This window comes from Nonomuraea sp. NPDC049784 (assembly GCF_040659615.1).
Taxonomy (GTDB): domain Bacteria; phylum Actinomycetota; class Actinomycetes; order Streptosporangiales; family Streptosporangiaceae; genus Nonomuraea.
In genome coordinates, this window is record NZ_JBFAMX010000053.1 from 17,359 (window position 1) to 34,538 (window position 17,180).

Sequence of the window (17,180 nt, forward strand, 5' to 3'; positions counted from 1 at the left end):
GCCGCCCTTCTTTTATCGGTTACGCCCAGAGCTGGCCTTCGAGGCGGTCTTCGGCCTCCTCCAGAGTGCCCTCGTAGGCACCCGTGGACAGGTATTTCCAGCCGCCGTCGGCCACCACGAACACGATGTCGGCACGCTCGCCCGCCGTGACCGCCTTCTTGGCCACCCCCAGCGCCGCGTGCAGCGCCGCGCCGGTCGAGACCCCGGCGAAGATGCCCTCGGAGGCGAGCAGCTCACGCGTGCGACGCAGCGCGTCGGCCGAGCCCACGGAGAAGCGGGTGGTCAGCACGGACTCGTCGTAGAGCTCGGGGATGAAGCCCTCGTCCACGTTGCGGAGCCCGTACACCAGCTCGCCGTAACGCGGCTCGGCCGCGACGATCTGCACGCCCGGCACCCGCTCGCGCAGGAACCGGCCGACTCCCATCAGCGTCCCCGTCGTGCCGAGCCCGGCCACGAAGTGGGTGACGGTGGGCAGGTCCTCGAGGATCTCCGGACCGGTGGTCTCGTAGTGGGAGCGCCAGTTGGCCGGATTTCCGTACTGGTAGAGCATCACCCAGGAGGGATTCTGGGCCGACAGCTCCTTGGCCACGCGTACGGCCTCGTTGGAGCCGCCCGCGGCCGGCGAGGAGATGATCTCCGCGCCCCACATGCGCAGCAGCTGGCGGCGCTCCTCCGAGGTGTTCTCCGGCATCACGCAGATCAGCTTGTAGCCCTTGAGCTTGGCCGACATGGCGAGCGAGATGCCGGTGTTGCCGCTGGTGGGCTCGAGGATCGTGCAGCCCGGAGTGAGCCTGCCGTCCTTCTCGGCCTCCTCGATCATCCAGAGGGCCGGCCTGTCCTTGATCGACCCGGTCGGGTTGCGGTCTTCGAGCTTGGCCCAGATCCGCACGTCGGCGGAGGGCGACAGCCGCGGCAGACCGACGAGCGGCGTGCGGCCGACCGAGTCGATCAGTGATTCGAACCGCATGTCATCCGCCGGCGACGGCAGGAAGCACGGTCACCGTGTCACCGTCGGACAGCGGCGTGCCGAGGCCGCCCAGGAAGCGCACGTCCTCGTCGTTCAGGTAGACGTTGACGAAGCGGCGCAGGCTGCCCTCGTCGACCAGGCGGTCCTTGATGCCGGGGTGGGCGGACTCAAGATTGCTGATCAGCTCTTCGAGGGTGGCGCCCTCGGCGTCGACGGCCTTGGCGCCGCCGGTGTAATTACGCAAGATGGTCGGAATGCGAACTTCGATGGCCATCGCGCTCAGTCTCCTCAGGTCAGGTCGTCCCATCGGCAGCAACGCCGACGGCTGAAGGGGGATTCCGGGCAGGGGGCTTCCAATAAGAAACCTGCTCAGACTGCTGCCGCCGCCCTACTCTCCTGCCCGGTCAGGACCGTAGCGGCAGTGAGACGGCAGATTTCTCATCGACAGTCGTAAACGACGACAGCCGGAGTATGCGCGAAGAGGAAGCTCTGCACCGGCCTGACCATCATGGGAGAAACCTTACCTCTTCCTCCGTAATCGCTCCGTCGAGGATCCGGTACGAGCGGAACTCGACCTTGTCCTCGTCCCGTGTGGAGACCAGCACGTAGTGGGCGTCCGGCTCGGAGGCGTAGGACACGTCGGTGCGCGACGGGTACGCCTCGGTGGCGGTGTGGGAATGGTAGATCACGACGGGTTCCTCGTCGCGGTCGTCCATCTCGCGCCAGACGCGCAGCTGCTCCATGGAGTCGAAGCGGTAGAAGGTGGGCGAGCGCTCGGCGTTCTCCATCGGGATGAATCGCTCGGGAACGCCGTTCTTGCCCGCGATGACACCGCACGCCTCGTCGGGGTGGTCGGCGCGGGCATGGGCGACGATCTTGTCTGCCAGTTCCTGCGAGATCGACAGCATGCCCGGAAATTACCAGAGCGCCCGGACCAGGCTGTCCTGGAGGTAGGTCAGCCAGTCGTAGGTGACGTAGGCCGGGTAACGCGGATCGTCCTCGGACATCATGGCGATCTCGTCGTGGACCTCCTCGGTCACGTCGAGCTTCGTGCCGAGCGTGAGGCGTACGTCGTTGAGCGAGCGCAGCCACGCCTGAGCCTGCTCGGGCGTGAGCTCGGCACGGCCCGACTTCGCGGTGTCGAAGACGGTCTGGGCGTCGGCCCGCTTGCCGTCGCGCAGCGTGGCCTCGGTGTAGCGGCGGAACTCCGCCGACTCCTGCTCGTCCTCGTACGCCGAGGGGAACAGCCGGGCCAGCACCGGGTCGGACGGCGCCTCGCCCCCTCCGATGCCCAGCGCCCGCTCCAGCGGGTCGTCACTGGTCTGACCCGGCTCCACGATGCCCAGCATCATCGAGACGAGCGAGCGCAGCAACGAGACCTCCGCGGCCTCGAACTCCGCGATGACGCCGCCGCCCTTGCCTCGCGAGAACCCCGATGTCACGCGCGCCGCCTCACTTGACCGAGTCCGGCTGGAGCGTCGCCCACAGGCCGTAGGAGTGGAGAATCTGCACATCGCGTTCCATCTCTTCACGCGTGCCGCTGGACACGACGGCCTTGCCCTTGTGGTGAACGTCCAGCATGAGTTTCTCGGCCTTCTCCTTCGTATAGCCGAAGACCGTTTGGAAGACATAGGTCACGTAGGACATGAGGTTGACGGGGTCGTTCCAGACGATGGTCACCCATGGCAGATCGGGTCGGACGTCCGATGACGGACGCTCAACGGCGATTGGAGCGGTGCTACCCACATCCCCGAGTCTGCCCTATCTGGGCCGTAGTCTTCGAGTCGTGACGATGCCCATGAGCACTGCGTTGCTCACAGATCACTATGAGCTGACGATGCTACAGGCGGCCCTGCGGAGTGGGGCCGCAAACAGACGCGCCGTTTTCGAGGTTTTCGCCAGACATCTACCGGGCGGCAGACGCTACGGGGTTGTCGCTGGGACGGGACGTGTCCTGGACGAGCTGGAACGCTTCCGTTTCGGTGAGGAAGAACTCACCTATCTGTCTGAGAACCATGTCGTCGACGACCCCACTCTGGCGTTTCTCGCCGATTACCGGTTTTCCGGGAACATCTACGGCTACCGCGAGGGCGACCTCTACTTCCCCGCTTCTCCCATCATGATCGTGGAGGGCACGTTCGCGGAGGCCGTGCTGCTGGAGACCCTCGCACTGTCGATACTCAACCATGACTGCGCCATCGCCTCCGCCGCCTCCCGCATGACCAACGCCGCGGGCAAGAGGCCGATCATCGAGATGGGCTCGCGCCGTACGCATGAGGGCGCCGCCGTGGCCGCCGCCCGGGCCGCGTACATCGCCGGGTTCGCCTCCACCTCCAACCTGATGGCCGGGCACGTGTACGGCGTCCCGACGGCCGGCACGGCGGCGCACGCATTCACGTTGCTGCACGACTCGGAGAAGGAGGCGTTCGAGGCCCAGATCGCCTCGCTCGGCCGCGGGACGACGCTGCTGGTGGACACGTACGACGTGGCCGAGGCGGTGCGCACAGCCCTCGAACTGGCCGGGCCGGACCTGGGTGCGGTACGCATCGACTCGGGCGACCTGGCCGCCGCCGCGCAGGAGGTACGCGAGCAGCTCGACGCCCTCGGCGCCTTCGACACCCGCATCCTGGTCACCTCCGACCTGGACGAGTACGCCATCGCCGCGCTCGCCGCCGCCCCCGTGGACGGCTACGGCGTCGGCACCTCCCTCGTGACCGGGTCCGGCGTCCCCACGGCGGCCCTGGTGTACAAGCTGGTGGCGCGGGAGACGGCCACGGGCAAGCTGGAGGCCGTGGCCAAGCGCTCGGTGGGCAAACCGTCGCGTGGGGGCCGCAAGGAGGCGTTCCGGCTGCTGGACGAGTGGGGACACGTGGAGACCGAGCTGATCACCACCGGCGGCCTGGTCCCCGAGGGCGGCATTCCCCTGCTGCACGAGCTGGTGCGCGACGGTGAGGTCGTGGGCAGGGAGCCCGTGTCCGCGGCCCGCGAGCGCCACGCGGACGCCGTCGCCAGCCTCCCCCAGGAAGCCCTCCACCTCGGCAGGGGGTACGCGGCGATCCCCACGGAGTTCGCCTGACGTATCGTTCTGGTTATGGGGACCGCGCTGATCATCGTCGATGTGCAGAACGACTTCTGTGAGGGCGGCAGCCTGCCCGTGACCGGAGGCTCCGAGGTGGCGGCGGCGATTACCCGTCACGTGGCCGAGCACGGCTATGACCACGTGGTGGCGACCCGCGACTACCACATCTCGCCCGGCACCCACTTCTCCGACAAACCCGACTATGTCTCGACGTGGCCCCCGCACTGCGTGGCCGGCACCCCCGGAGCGGACTTCCACCCGTCCTTCGACGTATCGGGCGTGGAAGAGGTGTTCAGCAAGGGCGGATACGCGGCCGCGTACAGCGGCTTCGAGGGCACGTCCGGCGACGGGGTCCCGCTGCCCGAGTGGCTCAGGCAGCGCGGGGTGCACGAGGTCGACGTGGTGGGGATCGCCACGGACCACTGCGTACGGGCCACGGCGCTCGACGCGGTGAAGAACGGCCTGGCGGTGCGGGTGCTGCTGGACCTGACGGCGGGCGTGGCCCACACGACCACGGAGGTGGCGCTGGCGGAGATGAAGGACGCGGGCGCCACCCTCCGGGGGGCGCCCGTCGTGGGGTGATCAGTTGGCGTCAGCGGGCAGGATCGTGAACGCGTCGCCCCAGAGCGGCGCATGATCGCCTCACGGATGTAGACGTCCTCGGACATCCCGTGAGCCCGGGCCGCCTCGGCGACCTGGTGCTTGATGTCCTCGGGCAGGTACAGGCTCACCTCAGGCACCCTTCCACGGCAACCCGGCACACCCACGACTCGCTGATCACGAAGCGTACATGATAGGCAACGCTGAGGTCATGTGATATCCATGAGGGCGAACCCTCTCCGGAGCCGTAGTAATACGGAGAGTCACATACTCCTTTTTCGTGTGAGGTACTTTCATGTTGGCCGTCTCCCTGGGTGTGGCCTGGCTCGTGCTCGGCCCCCTGTGCCTGTGGGTGCTCGTGAAGGGCCGCGCAGTCGAGCGGGTGGGCGCGATCGTGACGGTGGCGCTGCTGGAGGGCGGCACGATCGCCATGGACGCCCTCTACCCGTCCACACCCCCTGCCCATGCCGTCGCGGCGCACGTCGAGCCCTCCTGCGACGAGCGCGTGCCGGTGCCCCAGTCCGCTCGGATGGGGCGGGAGATCATGCTGACGTGGGCGGCGACCCCGCACGAGTGCCGGGCGGCCGAGGCCGTCGTGCGCACCCAAGGGCGGAAGATGCTGGTCTGGCTGTACGAAGGGCCGAGCATCGGCCGGCGCGTCTCCGTGCTCGCGGTGCATCGCCAGCACACGTTCACGCTGCCCGTACAGGTCAAAGGCAGTACAGCGGCACTCAGGGTTCCAATACACGGAAAATCGGGCTATGTCCTGACCGATGGGCGCACTGGGCGACGCATACCGGAACACGCCTCTAAGGGGACGACCGCGCCGACGCCGCAGGCCTCGCTCCTGGCCCGAAAGCCGCCCGCCTGAGCTCAGGCCTTGGCCACCGCCAGGCGCAGCGCGTCGTCGAGCCGGGCGAAGACCTCGAACGCGTGCCGTAGCCCGGTGATCGACAACACCCTGGACATGACGCCCTGGACCCCTCCGAGCAGGAGCCTGGTCCCCCTGGCCTCGCACCGCTGCAGGACGCCGACGAGCTCGTTCATCCCCATCGAGTCGCAGAACCGCAGCTCGCCCAGGTCGAGGATCAGGAAGGGTCTCGGGGGCAGGTCCCAGAGGGGCTCCAGGTGCTCGCGCAGCACCGACAGCGCGTTGACGTCGAGCTCGCCCTCGAGCCTGACGATGACTGCGTTTCGGGTGAGGCCGGAAGTGACGCTCAACGTCGGCTTTCTGGTGGCCTCAGACGACATGGGCAAAGTCCTTCTGTATCCCGAGACAAGCCAAGTGTGGTTGTTGCCGTTTTGGTCGAGTTTCTAACAGGAGGGCACTGTTCTGTGGCCAAATGCACAGAGTCACGGAGCGTAGTAATACCCGAATTGCCGGGATTCGGGCGGGGGCCACGACGGAGGTCCACCGCCCGGACGGCGAGCGCGAGTCGCGGCCGGAGATGGGCCGCGATCCTCGCCAGAAAGCTCGGCTAGCGGCGCTGGGTGGCCCAGCGGCGGATGGTGTCGATCCGCTCCTGGATCTGCTCCGCGGTCGCCTGGGCGATCGGCGGACCGCCGCACGCGCGGCGCAGCTCCGAGTGGATGACGCCGTGCGGCTGGCCCGTGCGGTGGTTCCACGCGCCCACCAGTCCGTTGAGCTCGCGCCTCAGCTCCGCGATCTGCTCATGCGGCGACAGGGTCTCGCGCGCCGGCTCCGCCGCCTGCTTGCGCTTGGCCGCCTGCTGGTCGGACTGGCGCTTGCGCAGCAGCGTCGCCACCTGGTCGGGCTCCAGCAGGCCCGGCAGACCGATGAAGTCCTCCTCCTCGGCCGAGCCGACCTCCGCGCCCGTGCCGAACTCGCCACCGTCGAACAGCACCCGGTCGAACGTGGCCGACGTCTCCATCGTCTCGAACGGGAGCTCGTCGCCGAGGACGTCGGGATTGTCCTTCTGGCGGTTGGCCTGCTCGAGGAGGCTGTCGTCGAGCCCGTCCTCCGGGGGCCGCTTGTTGAGCACGTGGTCGCGCTCCACCTCCATCTCGTTGGCCAGCCCCATGAGGGTGGGCACCGAGGGGAGGAAGACCGAGGCCATCTCGCCGCGCTTGCGGGCGCGCACGAAGCGGCCCACGGCCTGGGCGAAGAAGAGCGGGGTCGAGGTGGAGGTGGCGTAGACGCCCACGCACAGGCGGGGGATGTCGACCCCCTCTGACACCATGCGCACGGCCACCAGCCAGCGGTCCTCCGAGGCCGCGAACGCCTTGATCTTCTTCGACGCCCCGGGGTCGTCGGAGAGGACGACCGTGGCCCCCTCGCCCGTGATGTTGCGCAGGTGGCGGGCGTAGGCCCGGGCGGTCTCGTGATCGGTGGCGATGACCAGGCCGCCCGCGTCGGGCACGCCCCTGCGCACCTCCGTGAGACGGCGGTCGGCGGCCTGCATGACCTGGCGGATCCAGTCGCCCTTCGGGTCGAGCGCGGCCCGCCACGCCTGGGAGAGCTGGTCCTTGGTGAGCGGTGTGCCGAGCGTGGCGGCGATCTCGTCGCCCGCCCTGGTGCGCCACTTCATCTCGCCGGAATACGCCAGGAAGATGACCGGGCGCACGACGCCGTCGTCGAGCGCGGGGCCGTAGCCGTAGGAGTAGTCGGCGACGCTGCGCTTGAGGCCCTCGCCGTCCTCCTCGTAGCCGACGAAGGGGATCGGGTTGTCGTCGGACCTGAACGGGGTGCCGGTCAGCTGAAGGCGGCGTGTGGCGGGCTCGAACGCCTCGCGCACGCCGTCGCCCCACGACTTGGCGTCGCCCGCGTGGTGGATCTCGTCGAAGATCACCAACGTCTTGCGCGCCTCCGTGCGCGCCCTGTGCAGGGCGGGGTGCATGGCGACCTGCGCGTACGTCACCGCGACGCCCGTGTAGTCGCGCGAGGTGGCGCCCTGGCTGTTCTTGAACTCGGGGTCGATGGCGATGCCGACCCGGCTGGCGGCGTCGGCCCACTGGCGCTTGAGGTGCTCGGTGGGCGTGACGACGGTGACCGCTCTGATCACCCCGTTGGCGAGCAGCTCGCTGGCGATCCGGAGGGCGTAGGTCGTCTTACCCGCGCCCGGCGTCGCCACGGTGAGGAAGTCACGCGGCTCGCGCCTGAAGTAGAGGTCGAACGCCTCCTCCTGCCAGGCACGCAATTTGGGCGCGGTGCCCCATGCGGCTCGGTCTGGATAGGAAGGCGAAAGGTGGGACGCGGCGAAGGTGCTCACCGCATCACCTCTGGGGTTCGTGTGCTTCGCTTTCTCACAGTGACCCAAGGGTAATCGGGCCCACCGACAAGACGTGCCGTGAGCCGAGGATTCTGGCCAACGTCATCTCCACGTGCTATGCGGCTTATCGGATGCTCGCCATGACCGCGTCGAGCGCCTGTCTGCGAGCGGTTTCCTCGGGTTGGAGCAGCCCCACGAGCAGCACACCGTCGCCGCCCCGAGTGAGCAGTGTCACTCGCATGAACGCCGGCCGGTTGGCCACATCCTGATATTCCGCCCGCATCGCGCGCGTGCGGCCTCCCGGAAGTTCCTTGTTCTCGACGACGGTCACCTGGTCGCCCTTGAGCAGCAGCCTGGAGTACAGCTCCGCGGCCTCCGCCGTGGCCTTCTCGGCGTTCTCCACGGGCCCGGGGACCGGCCTGGCCATGACGAGCCCGCCGCCATCGTCCCTGATCACCGACGTGAACCCCGTCACCGGCGCCACCGCCCCCTGGCGCCATCCCTCCGGCAACGTCACCGTCACCCCGGCCAGCGAGTCGCTCAGCCGGCCGGTCTCCACCGGTGGCGCGGCGATCCGCAGCGCGACCGCGCTCGCCCCCGCGACCAGCCCCACCCCGGCGAGCACCCCCGCCGTCACACCTGCCCACCGCCGCCAGGCGGGCCCTGCCACGCGCCTGCGCCGCCCCGGATCCACCGGGGAGCCGCGGAACCGGGCGGACGGGGGGAGCGAGTCCCAAGGGTCCTCCTCGGTCTCCACGGTCCTGCGGATCCGCGGGTTCCAGGGCTCGTCCGGTTCGGGATCCAGCGGGTGGGGCTCGCCGCGTACCGGCTGCAGGTCGAGCGGATGCGGCTCCCGCCGTACCTGCTCGAAGTCCCGGACGGGCTCCGGCTCTGGCTCCAGGTCCGGTACGGCCTCCAGGGGGCCCACGCGCCCGCGCCGCGGCTCCTCCTCATGAGGCGGACCCCACGTGTATCGCGGAGGAGTGCGGCGATGCCTCGGACCGGGCTGAGGCGGCCAGACACGGCGATCATCCTCCATGGCACCTCCCTGTCCCGCTGTCCTATCACTCCTCGGGACGAGGATCAGGAGAACCGTTATCGCTGTGACAGGAGAGGCGGAATTCAGCGGGTGCGTCCGGCGAGCGCGGTGGCGCTCAGCGCGATGGCGGCCATGAGAAACGAGATCACGACGAACCCGGTGGCGATCTGGGAGGGCGAGTGCCCGATCAGGTTGACCAGCGCACCGCCGATCCCGACCGAAAGCGCGGATCCGAGCATGTCCGTGACCGACAGGGCGGCCGAGTTCGCCCCCTGCTCGTTCACCGGCGACTGCTTCAACGCGGTGACGCTGACCGTGGTCATGCCGAGTCCCATCCCGAACCCGGCCACGATCCAGGCGGGCACCGCGATCCACCCGGTCACCCCAGGAAGGACGGAAAGCAGACATATCAGGATCGAGATGGTGACGCACCCCGCCCCCAGCCGGATCCTCTTGTACGCCTCCCCGTCCTTCCTGCTCTGCAGGTACGACCCCGTGGACCATCCCAGCGCCCCGGTGGTCAGCGCGATCCCCGCGTAGGTCGGATCGAAGCCCTTCACCTCTTCCAGCGCCAGCGGGATGAAGGAGTTCACCCCGAAGAAGGCCGCCGAGAAGAACCCGCGCATCAGCACGGTCGTCGCCAGCCCCCGCCCGAACCGCAGCGCTCTGGGCGGCAGCAGCCGGTACAGCCCGTAGACGAGGAACGCGAGGCCCGCCACCGTCTCGACGGCTCCCGGCGCGGGATCCGTGTGCAGCCGGTCCACTCCGTGCAGCAGCACCCCGGCTCCGCCCGCCGTGGCGGTGGCGGCCAGCGTCATCGCCAGCGGCTTCGACCGCGGCCCCTGCGACGGCTCCGCCGGGGACGAGGGCATGCGCAGCGCGGGTACGAGCATCGCCAGCGCGGGCACGACCAGCGGGATGATCCCGAAGAAGACGTAGCGCCATCCCCACTGCACGGCCACGAACCCGGCCACGGCCGGCCCCACCATGGCGGGCACCACCCAGGCCGCGGAGACGGCCGCGAACACCTTGGGCCGCAACCCCGCCGGATAGACCCGAGCGATCATCACGAGCAGCGCCACGATGGAAGCCCCCGCCCCCAGCCCCTGTACGGCCCGCGCCACGAGGAACAGCTCGGCCGACTGGGCCGCGCCGGCCAGCGCCATGCCCACCACGAACAGCACCACCCCGGCCAGGAACGGCAGCGGGTAGCCGCGGCGGTCCGACCAGAGCCCCGCCACCACGTTCGCGAACAGGCTGGCGATGAGGAAGGCGGAGATGCTGATCCCGTAGAGGTTGAGCGCGTTCAGCTCCTTCGCCACCGTCGGCATGACGACCGCGACCGACATGCCTTCGAAGGCGACCAATGTGATCGTCAGGACGATCCCGACCGTCGGGGTGCGGAATTCGGGCGCGAGGATACGCGTGGGTCTGTGGGGAGTGTCGAGTGCCTTCGGTGCTGTCACCCACACATCGTAATTTGTCGGAAACCTAGGTCACCGGGGCGTGCCGGTACACCGCCCACATCTGGTGCATCCGCTCGGCCTGCTCCTGCGTGAACTCCGACATGCAGCGGTCGTAGGCGTAGTCCATGAAGTTGTGCGCGGGGTCGGTGCCCGGGTTCGAGCAGGTGTCCTTGCCCGGCGGGCAGCCCTCGGTCGGACTGGCCTCCATCGGGGTGTCGGCGATGCCGTCGCCGGGCAGCGCGCAGCCGTTCTCGAACGTGTGGAAGAGGCCGAGCCAGTGCCCGATCTCGTGCACTCCGGTGAAGCCGCGGTTGTAGTTGGAGAGCGGGCCGCCGGGCAGGCTGCGCCAGTCGATCACGACGCCGTCGAGGCCGGGGGACTCGTCGTACCAGAAGGGGTAGCTCGAGAAGCCCAGCATCTGCGTGCTGAGCTGGGCGATGTAGAGGTTGAGCGTGGCGGCGTCGCCGCGGTGCAGCTTCGCCTTCATCGGCCGCTCGTAGCCCACGGGGTCGGTGAACCACAAGGCGTTCTCGTCGACCGTGACGCCCTCGAGCTTGAAGCGCACGCCGGTGTCCACGCCGCCGTAGACGCCGCCGTACGCGGAGTTGAGCGCCTTGATCTGAGCCTCGACGTCCTGGTCGGAGACCGGGCGCACGCCGCCGGTGATGACGTGGACCCAGGTGGGCACGGTGATCCGGGCTGGCGGCGTGACGCCGGCCAGCCTCCTGGCCACCTCGGTCATGACCCTGGCCACGTCTTCCGGCCTGGGCGAACGTGGCCATGGCACCCGCAAGGCATGGGCGGCGGCGCAGACTGCCGCCTGCGCGGCCTCGACCCGGAGCGGCGGCGTGAGCCCGGCCGCCAGGAGGCACGCCAACGAGACGGCGGTCACGCGCCGGGCCATGCAATCCCCCACTACAACGTGAGCTGGTCTGGCTACCGACCGTAACTCGACGTGGAGGGATTACCGCTCAGCAACACTCACTGCTTGTCGTCGCCGCCCTTGCCGCCACCCGCGGGCAGACCCTGGTAGATCTCCTTGCACTCCGGGCAGACCGGATATTTCTTGGGGTCGCGGCTGGGCACCCAGACCTTGCCGCACAGGGCGCGAATGGGCGTGCCCGTCACCATGCTCTCGGTGATCTTGTGCTTGTCCGCGTAGTGGGCGAACCGCTCGTGATCGCCGTCGCCGTGCGACGTCCGCGGCGTGGTCTCCTGCTCTGGGAGGATCTTCGTGCTGCTCACCCCACCGAGTTTATGCCCGCACGCGCCCTAGTCCCCCACACAGCGGTACGGCCCCCGCCACGTGGCGAGGGCCGTACGTGAAAGACGAGGTCAGCCCATGTGGACCGGCGCGCCATCGGTCTTCCTGCCGGACTTGACGAACAGCGTCAGCACGGCGGTCAGCAGCGCGATGCCGGTGCTCACCAGGAAGGCCACGTGCATGCCGTCCATGAAGGAGTTGTGCACGGCGTCGCCGATCTGCTGCGGCACACCAGGCGGCACGGCGCCGAACGCGGCGGCCTTCTCCAGCGCCGTCATCTGCGCGGGCGGGATCGCCTGGGCAGCCGGGCCAAGGTAGCCGGCCAGCTTGTCGGAGATCTCGCCGGCCATCACGGCGCCCAGGATCGCGGTGCCGAGCGCGCCGCCGACCTGCATGGCCGACTGCTGCACGCCACCCGCGACGCCGGTCAGCTCAACCGGGGCGTTGCCCACGATGATCTCCGTGGCCCCCACGAACACCGGCGACATGCCGAAGGCCAGCAGCACGAACGGGATGCCGCTCTCGATGAACGACGCGTCGATGCTGAGCTGGGACATGAGGAACATCGAGAACGCGGTGATCACCAGGCCCGCCGCCATCGTGATCTTCGGACCCAGCCTGCCGATCGCCATGCCCGCCAGCGGCGAGGCGAAGATCATGCCGGCGCTCATCGGCAGCATGCGCAGGCCCGCCTCCAGCGGGGACAGGCCGTGCACGCCCTGGAAGAAGAAGCCCAGGAAGAACATCGCGCCGAACATGGCGAACGCGACCATCATCATCAGCACGGTGCCGATGGAGATCGAGGCGTTCCTGAACAGCGACAGCGGCACCAGCGGCTGGCTGGCCCTGCTCTGCCAGAAGATGAACGCGCCGACCAGCACCGCGAACACGGCGATGAAGGTCAGCGTCGTGCTGTCGCCCCAGCCCCACTCGGGAGCCTTGATGATCGTCCAGACGAGCGAGAACATCGCGCCGGACAGCAGCAGCACGCCGAGCCAGTCGATCCTCGCCAGCGTCTGCGCGCGGTTGTCCTTGATCAGGATGGTGCCCAGGACGAGGGCGGCGAGGCCGACGGGGGCGTTGATGAAGAAGACCGTCTCCCAGCTCGCGTTCTCGACCAGCAGGCCGCCCACGATCGGGCCGGCGGCGCTGGACAGGCCGATGATCGCACCCCAGGCCCCCATCGCCTGGTTGAGCTTCTCGCCGGGGAACGCTCCACGCAGCAGCGCCAGGGCGGCCGGCTGGAGCATTGCGCCGAACAGGCCCTGCAGCACCCTCAGGGCGATCAGCGCGCCGACCGGGCTGAGGCCGGGAATGATGTCGGCGAGCTCGGCGCTGAGTCCGATGCCCACCGAAGAGAGGGCGAAGCCGGCCACACCGATCAGGAAGACGCGCTTGTGCCCGAACAGGTCGCCCAGCTTGCCGGCGGTGATCAGGAACACCGCCAGCGCCAGCAGGTAACCGCTGGTCACCCACTGCAGGTCGGACAGCGAGGCCTTGAGGTCAACCTGGATGGACGGGTTGGCGATGCCCACGACCGTGCCGTCGAGCATGACCATGATGACGCCCAGGCTGACCGCCAGCAGCACGAGCCACGGGTTGCCACCTGTCCCCGTTTTCGCGGGGCCGAGCGACGACGGCGCGTCGACCGCCTTCGCGTGAGCCATGAAGTCCCCCTAAGTAAGCCCCCACCGGGGCATAGATCTCGTAAACGCTAGGTAATCTATGTCAGAGGATGACTTATCACAATCGATTTTTAATCGTCGCGGTATGACTTATGGCACACTGTGACAGAAAGGTTTCGAGGGAGTGGCCGCTGTGGGTCTTCGGGAACGCAAGAAGGAGAAGACGCGCCTGGCGATCCTCGACGCCGCGCTCGACCTCTTCCTCGAACAAGGATACGAGTCGACCACGGTGGAGCAGATCGCGGGGGCCGTCGAGATCTCTCCTCGCACATTCTTCCGCTACTTCACCAGCAAGGATCACCTGGTGCTGTGGTTCCACGACCACGGCGAGGAGATCCTGCTCGAGACCCTGGCCTCCCGCCCCGAGGACGAGCCGGCGTTCACGTCGCTCACGCACGCGCTGCGCGCGGTCCTGCACGACGTCGTGAGCTCAACGCCCGAGGACGCGGAGAGGTTCCTGAAGATGCGGCGGCTCCTGGAAAGTCATCCGCGCCTGGTCGGGCTTTCGGTGGCCCGAGGCGCGGAGACCGAGCGCCGCCTGGTCGAGGTGATCGCCGCCCGCCGGGGCGTGGACCCCGACGAGGACCAGCTCTCCCACCTGATCGTCGCGTTCGCCTCGTGCACCATGCGCGTCGGCTTCGAGTGCCCGCGCCGCGACGCGACCCTGCCGGAGATCACGCGGCGGATGGCGGAGACCATCGAGCTGGCCGAACGCTCGCTGCGGCCCGGCTGGGACTGCTGAGGGGCCCGGACCGCCAGGTCGTCAGTTCATCGTCGGGTCGTCCGGGCAGGTCGCCACGAAGGCCAGCTCGCCGCGCTGGCGCCGTAGCACGTGCCGCCAGAGCGCCCGGGGATCGTCATGAAAGGTGTCGCCGGCCTCGGAGTCGACGACGTACCAGGCGCCTTCGGCGATCTCGCTCTCCAACTGGCCGGACGACCATCCCGCGTACCCCGCGAAGATGCGCATCTGCGCGATCTCCCCCTGCAGGATCTCAGGCGGCGCGTCCAGATCCACCGTGCCCAGCCGCGAGACGGCCGGGGTGCCCGCGTGCAGCCTGCGCCAGCCGAGCGGCTCCTCGCCGCTGGGGACCGCCGCCAGCGCGAGCGCGCTGTCCGTCTGCACCGGCCCGCCCTCGAAGAGCACGGGCGGCCCGGTCACCAAGGGGTCCCACACGGGGAGAACCTGGGTCACCGAGATGTCGCTCGGCCTGTTGAGCACCACACCCAGAGTCCCGCCGTCGTGGTCGTGTTCGAGGATCAGCACGACACTACGCCGGAAGTTCGGGTCATCGAGAAGCGGCGTCGCCACCAACAAACCGCCGACGTAGATCGCTTCCGCCATACCTCCATCATGAAGGGTCCAGAGCCGTCTGCGCTCCCCCAGTCCGCCGATGTTACTTTTCGTGCCCACTTGGGCACCTTACGTAGCAAAGATCATGCCCGGGGGGAGCTCATGCGCATAGGAACGCGTATCGTCCTGGCCGCTGTTGCGCTGTGCGCCGCACCGCTCCTTCCCAAGAGCGCGCAGGCGTGGCCGGACCGCGACGACCCGTTCACGCTGACGGTGGACGACGTGGGCTGCCGCTCGGGACGCGCGGAGGTCACGCTCCACAACCAGACCTCCAAACCCATAAGCTTCGACCTCCAGGCCGACGGGGAGAGCGTGGCGACCGGCTCGATCCCGGCCCGCAAGACGATCGCCAGGCAGGTCCGGGTGCGGAAGGGCAGCGCGGCCGAGATCGAGGCGTACTCGTTGAACGACCGTCAGCCGGGCACGCTCATCGACTCCAGCCGCGTCAGGAACGACTGCCCCTGGGGTCACCACCGCGGCAACCTGCCCTTCACCGGCCCGCCCACCGACCTCATCGCCAAGCTGGCAACGGCGGGCGGCCTGATCGTGATGGGCGGCATCCTGTGGTGGTATGGCTCCATCTGGCCGCGCTCGACCCCCTAGGGCTCCCCCTCCAACCCACGTACGACGAACGCCCCGGCCCTGGCGGCGGCCAGCGTGCGCGACACCGACCGCTCGGCGTCCTCCCGGGTCACCGGCTCCCTCGTGATCACCAGCCGGTAGTAGAGCGGTGCCGAGATCGCCCGGATCACCTCGCCGCCGTCCGTGCCCTCGGGCAGCTCGCCCCGCTTGACGGCCAGCTCCACGACGTTGGCCCACTCCTCGATCCGGAGCAGGTAGAAGGTGCGCAGCGCGCCGGCGGCCTGCTCGTCGCTGGTGGCGGCGGCGATCACCGCCTGGAACGTGGCCCCGAGGCGCCCGTCGTTGATCGCCCCCAGGACGGACAGGGCGTTGGCCCGCAGGTCGCCTTCCACGCCACCCGTGTCGGCATGGGGCGTGGACTGGTTGGCCAGCTCGGTCATGAGGTCGGCGACCAGGCCCGCCCTGCTCCCCCATCGCCGGTAAACCGTGGTCTTGCCGACGCCCGCCCTGGCCGCCACCTGGTCCATGGTCAGGCCATGGAAGCCGTGTTCGACCAGCTCATCCTGCGTGGCCTCCATAACGGCCGCGCGCACCCTCGCCGTACGGCCGCCGGGCCGCACAGTTCCCGCCGAACGGGAAAGTTGGTCCATCTAGTCTCCTTGTCGCAACGTTCCATTTTAACGGAACTTCCATTCCATTAAGGATCAACATCGCGTTTCCCCCACCTCCTGGACGCGGACATGAGGTGATCGGTTCCACCCCAAGATTCGTTCGGCAATACCGAACACAACTGCGCTAAGGTGCGGGTGTGGGAGAGACGATTCAGTCTGTGGAGCGGGCGGCCGCGATCCTGCGCCTGCTCGCCTCAGGACCACGCCGGCTCGGGGTGGCCGAGCTGGCCAGGGCGCTGGGCCTGCCCAAGGGCACACTGCACGGCATCCTGCGCACGCTGGTCCACGTCGGGTTCGTCGAGCAGGACCAGGCCAGCGGGAAGTACCGCCTCGGCGCCACGCTGCTCCACCTGGGCAGCAGCTACCTCGACGTCAACGAGCTGCGCACCCGCGCCATCAACTGGGCCGACGCCCTGGCGGGGCGCAGCAGGGAGAGCGCCTGGATCGGCACCCTCCACGAAGGTCACGTGCTGGTGATCCACCACGTGTTCCGGCCCGACGACAGCCTGCAGACCCTCCAGGTGGGCACCTACCTGCCGACGCACGCCAGCGCGCTCGGCAAGGTCCTGCTCGCCCACGACCCGTACGGCGAGGCGCCCGCACCGCCGCTCCAGCCGTACACGAAGAACACGGTCGTCGACCCCGCGGCGCTGGAGAAGGAGCTCGACCTGGTCAGGGCTCGCGGCTGGGCGGCCGAGATGGAGGAGCTGACCGAGGGCGAGGTGGCCATCGCCGCGCCCATCAAGGACCCGCGCGGCCTGGTGGTGGGCGCCATCGGCATACGCGGCGCCGTCGAGCGGCTGGCCGCCGACGGCGCCCTGCACATGGAGTTCGTCTCGTACGTACGGGACGCCGCCCGCGCCATCACCCGCTCACTTGAACATCCCTAAGGCCACGAAATAGCATTCGTTCGGCATTGCCGAACCTGAACCAAGCGAGGAACCCCGTGCCTCGACCTCACTACGTCGCAGCCATCGACCAGGGCACCACGTCCAGCCGCTGCATCGTCTTCGACCAGGCCGGCAACATCATCTCCGTCGCCCAGCGCGAGCACCGCCAGATCTTCCCGAAGCCGGGCTGGGTGGAGCACGACGCGGGCGAGATCTGGCAGGCCGTGCAGGGCGTGCTCGCCGAGGCGGTCAGCGGCGCCGGCATCGAGGACGGCCAGATCGGCGCGCTCGGCATCACCAACCAGCGCGAGACCACCGTGCTGTGGGAGCGGGCGACGGGCCGGCCCGGCGCCCCG

Annotated in this window: 21 protein-coding genes; 7 read left to right on the plus strand and 14 right to left on the minus strand. The window is 68.9% G+C overall.

Annotated elements, in window-relative coordinates; translation table 11 throughout:
* Positions 1 to 19: 19 nt before the first annotated feature.
* From AB0J09_RS14755 to clpS, 5 genes are all read right to left on the minus strand, one after another.
* Positions 20 to 967 carry a cysteine synthase gene (locus tag AB0J09_RS14755; protein WP_360690045.1) on the minus strand — a complete coding sequence of 316 codons (948 nt, stop codon included), beginning with the start codon at positions 965 to 967 and terminating at the stop codon, positions 20 to 22.
* Between the two features lies 1 nt (position 968).
* The gene (locus AB0J09_RS14760; RefSeq protein WP_360690047.1) at positions 969 to 1,241 is read right to left on the minus strand and encodes a MoaD/ThiS family protein; all 273 of its coding nucleotides are present in this window, start codon (positions 1,239 to 1,241) and stop codon (positions 969 to 971) included.
* Between the two features lie 232 nt (positions 1,242 to 1,473).
* Positions 1,474 to 1,875 carry a M67 family metallopeptidase gene (locus AB0J09_RS14765; protein WP_360690049.1) on the minus strand — a complete coding sequence of 134 codons (402 nt, stop codon included), beginning with the start codon at positions 1,873 to 1,875 and terminating at the stop codon, positions 1,474 to 1,476.
* Between the two features lie 9 nt (positions 1,876 to 1,884).
* On the minus strand, positions 1,885 to 2,409 hold the full coding sequence (locus AB0J09_RS14770; protein WP_360690051.1) for a DUF2017 domain-containing protein: 525 nt from the start codon (positions 2,407 to 2,409) through the stop codon (positions 1,885 to 1,887).
* Between the two features lie 10 nt (positions 2,410 to 2,419).
* Entirely contained in the window at positions 2,420 to 2,713 is a 294-nt protein-coding gene (gene clpS / locus AB0J09_RS14775; RefSeq protein WP_090935661.1) for an ATP-dependent Clp protease adapter ClpS, read from the minus strand.
* Positions 2,714 to 2,753: 40 nt separating this feature from the next.
* On the opposite strand from clpS, the gene AB0J09_RS14780 reads away from it, so the two are divergent.
* From AB0J09_RS14780 to AB0J09_RS14790, 3 genes are all read left to right on the plus strand, one after another.
* Positions 2,754 to 4,043, plus strand: a complete 1,290-nt coding sequence (locus tag AB0J09_RS14780; RefSeq protein WP_360690054.1) for a nicotinate phosphoribosyltransferase — start codon at positions 2,754 to 2,756, stop codon at positions 4,041 to 4,043.
* A gap of 15 nt (positions 4,044 to 4,058) precedes the next feature.
* Complete coding sequence (gene pncA / locus AB0J09_RS14785; RefSeq protein ID WP_360690056.1) at positions 4,059 to 4,628, plus strand: pyrazinamidase PncA; 570 nt, start codon at positions 4,059 to 4,061, stop codon at positions 4,626 to 4,628.
* Between the two features lie 313 nt (positions 4,629 to 4,941).
* On the plus strand, positions 4,942 to 5,517 hold the full coding sequence (locus AB0J09_RS14790; RefSeq protein WP_360690058.1) for a hypothetical protein: 576 nt from the start codon (positions 4,942 to 4,944) through the stop codon (positions 5,515 to 5,517).
* 2 nt (positions 5,518 to 5,519) lie between these two features.
* On the opposite strand, the gene AB0J09_RS14795 is transcribed toward AB0J09_RS14790, so the two are convergent.
* The 7 genes from AB0J09_RS14795 to AB0J09_RS14825 all read right to left on the minus strand — a co-directional run bounded on the left by AB0J09_RS14795 (position 5,520) and on the right by AB0J09_RS14825 (position 13,312).
* Complete coding sequence (locus AB0J09_RS14795) at positions 5,520 to 5,897, minus strand: STAS domain-containing protein (protein ID WP_360690060.1); 378 nt, start codon at positions 5,895 to 5,897, stop codon at positions 5,520 to 5,522.
* 227 nt (positions 5,898 to 6,124) lie between these two features.
* The gene (locus AB0J09_RS14800; protein ID WP_360690062.1) at positions 6,125 to 7,876 is read right to left on the minus strand and encodes a DEAD/DEAH box helicase; all 1,752 of its coding nucleotides are present in this window, start codon (positions 7,874 to 7,876) and stop codon (positions 6,125 to 6,127) included.
* A gap of 124 nt (positions 7,877 to 8,000) precedes the next feature.
* On the minus strand, positions 8,001 to 8,804 hold the full coding sequence (locus tag AB0J09_RS14805; protein ID WP_360690064.1) for a hypothetical protein: 804 nt from the start codon (positions 8,802 to 8,804) through the stop codon (positions 8,001 to 8,003).
* 194 nt (positions 8,805 to 8,998) lie between these two features.
* The gene (locus AB0J09_RS14810; RefSeq protein ID WP_360690066.1) at positions 8,999 to 10,381 is read right to left on the minus strand and encodes an MFS transporter; all 1,383 of its coding nucleotides are present in this window, start codon (positions 10,379 to 10,381) and stop codon (positions 8,999 to 9,001) included.
* A 25-nt stretch (positions 10,382 to 10,406) separates the two neighbouring features.
* On the minus strand, positions 10,407 to 11,285 hold the full coding sequence (locus tag AB0J09_RS14815) for a zinc metalloprotease (protein ID WP_360690068.1): 879 nt from the start codon (positions 11,283 to 11,285) through the stop codon (positions 10,407 to 10,409).
* A 77-nt stretch (positions 11,286 to 11,362) separates the two neighbouring features.
* On the minus strand, positions 11,363 to 11,626 hold the full coding sequence (locus AB0J09_RS14820) for a DUF3039 domain-containing protein (RefSeq protein ID WP_360690070.1): 264 nt from the start codon (positions 11,624 to 11,626) through the stop codon (positions 11,363 to 11,365).
* Positions 11,627 to 11,716: 90 nt separating this feature from the next.
* The gene (locus tag AB0J09_RS14825; RefSeq protein WP_360690072.1) at positions 11,717 to 13,312 is read right to left on the minus strand and encodes a DHA2 family efflux MFS transporter permease subunit; all 1,596 of its coding nucleotides are present in this window, start codon (positions 13,310 to 13,312) and stop codon (positions 11,717 to 11,719) included.
* Between the two features lie 151 nt (positions 13,313 to 13,463).
* Between AB0J09_RS14825 and AB0J09_RS14830 the strand changes: the two genes are divergently transcribed.
* A complete protein-coding gene (locus AB0J09_RS14830; protein WP_360690074.1) occupies positions 13,464 to 14,072 on the plus strand; it encodes a TetR family transcriptional regulator in 609 nt (202 codons plus the stop codon).
* 21 nt (positions 14,073 to 14,093) lie between these two features.
* On the opposite strand, the gene AB0J09_RS14835 is transcribed toward AB0J09_RS14830, so the two are convergent.
* A complete protein-coding gene (locus AB0J09_RS14835; RefSeq protein WP_360690076.1) occupies positions 14,094 to 14,672 on the minus strand; it encodes a YqgE/AlgH family protein in 579 nt (192 codons plus the stop codon).
* 111 nt (positions 14,673 to 14,783) lie between these two features.
* On the opposite strand from AB0J09_RS14835, the gene AB0J09_RS14840 reads away from it, so the two are divergent.
* A complete protein-coding gene (locus tag AB0J09_RS14840) occupies positions 14,784 to 15,284 on the plus strand; it encodes a hypothetical protein (RefSeq protein WP_360690078.1) in 501 nt (166 codons plus the stop codon).
* Here the strand turns inward: AB0J09_RS14840 and AB0J09_RS14845 are convergent.
* Positions 15,281 to 15,913, minus strand: coding sequence for a TetR/AcrR family transcriptional regulator (locus tag AB0J09_RS14845; RefSeq protein ID WP_360690080.1), 633 nt, complete (start codon positions 15,911 to 15,913; stop codon positions 15,281 to 15,283). The two genes, AB0J09_RS14840 and AB0J09_RS14845, sit on opposite strands and share 4 nt — an antisense overlap.
* 158 nt (positions 15,914 to 16,071) lie before the next feature.
* Here AB0J09_RS14845 and AB0J09_RS14850 point away from each other — a divergent pair, with 158 nt between their 5' ends.
* Together AB0J09_RS14850 and AB0J09_RS14855 are read left to right on the plus strand one after the other, a co-directional pair.
* Positions 16,072 to 16,824 (plus strand): IclR family transcriptional regulator, encoded by a 753-nt coding sequence (locus tag AB0J09_RS14850; protein WP_360690082.1) that lies wholly within the window; start codon positions 16,072 to 16,074, stop codon positions 16,822 to 16,824.
* Positions 16,825 to 16,880: 56 nt separating this feature from the next.
* Positions 16,881 to 17,180, plus strand: a 300-nt coding sequence (locus AB0J09_RS14855) for an FGGY family carbohydrate kinase (protein WP_360690084.1), incomplete at its 3' end; no start/stop codon positions are given.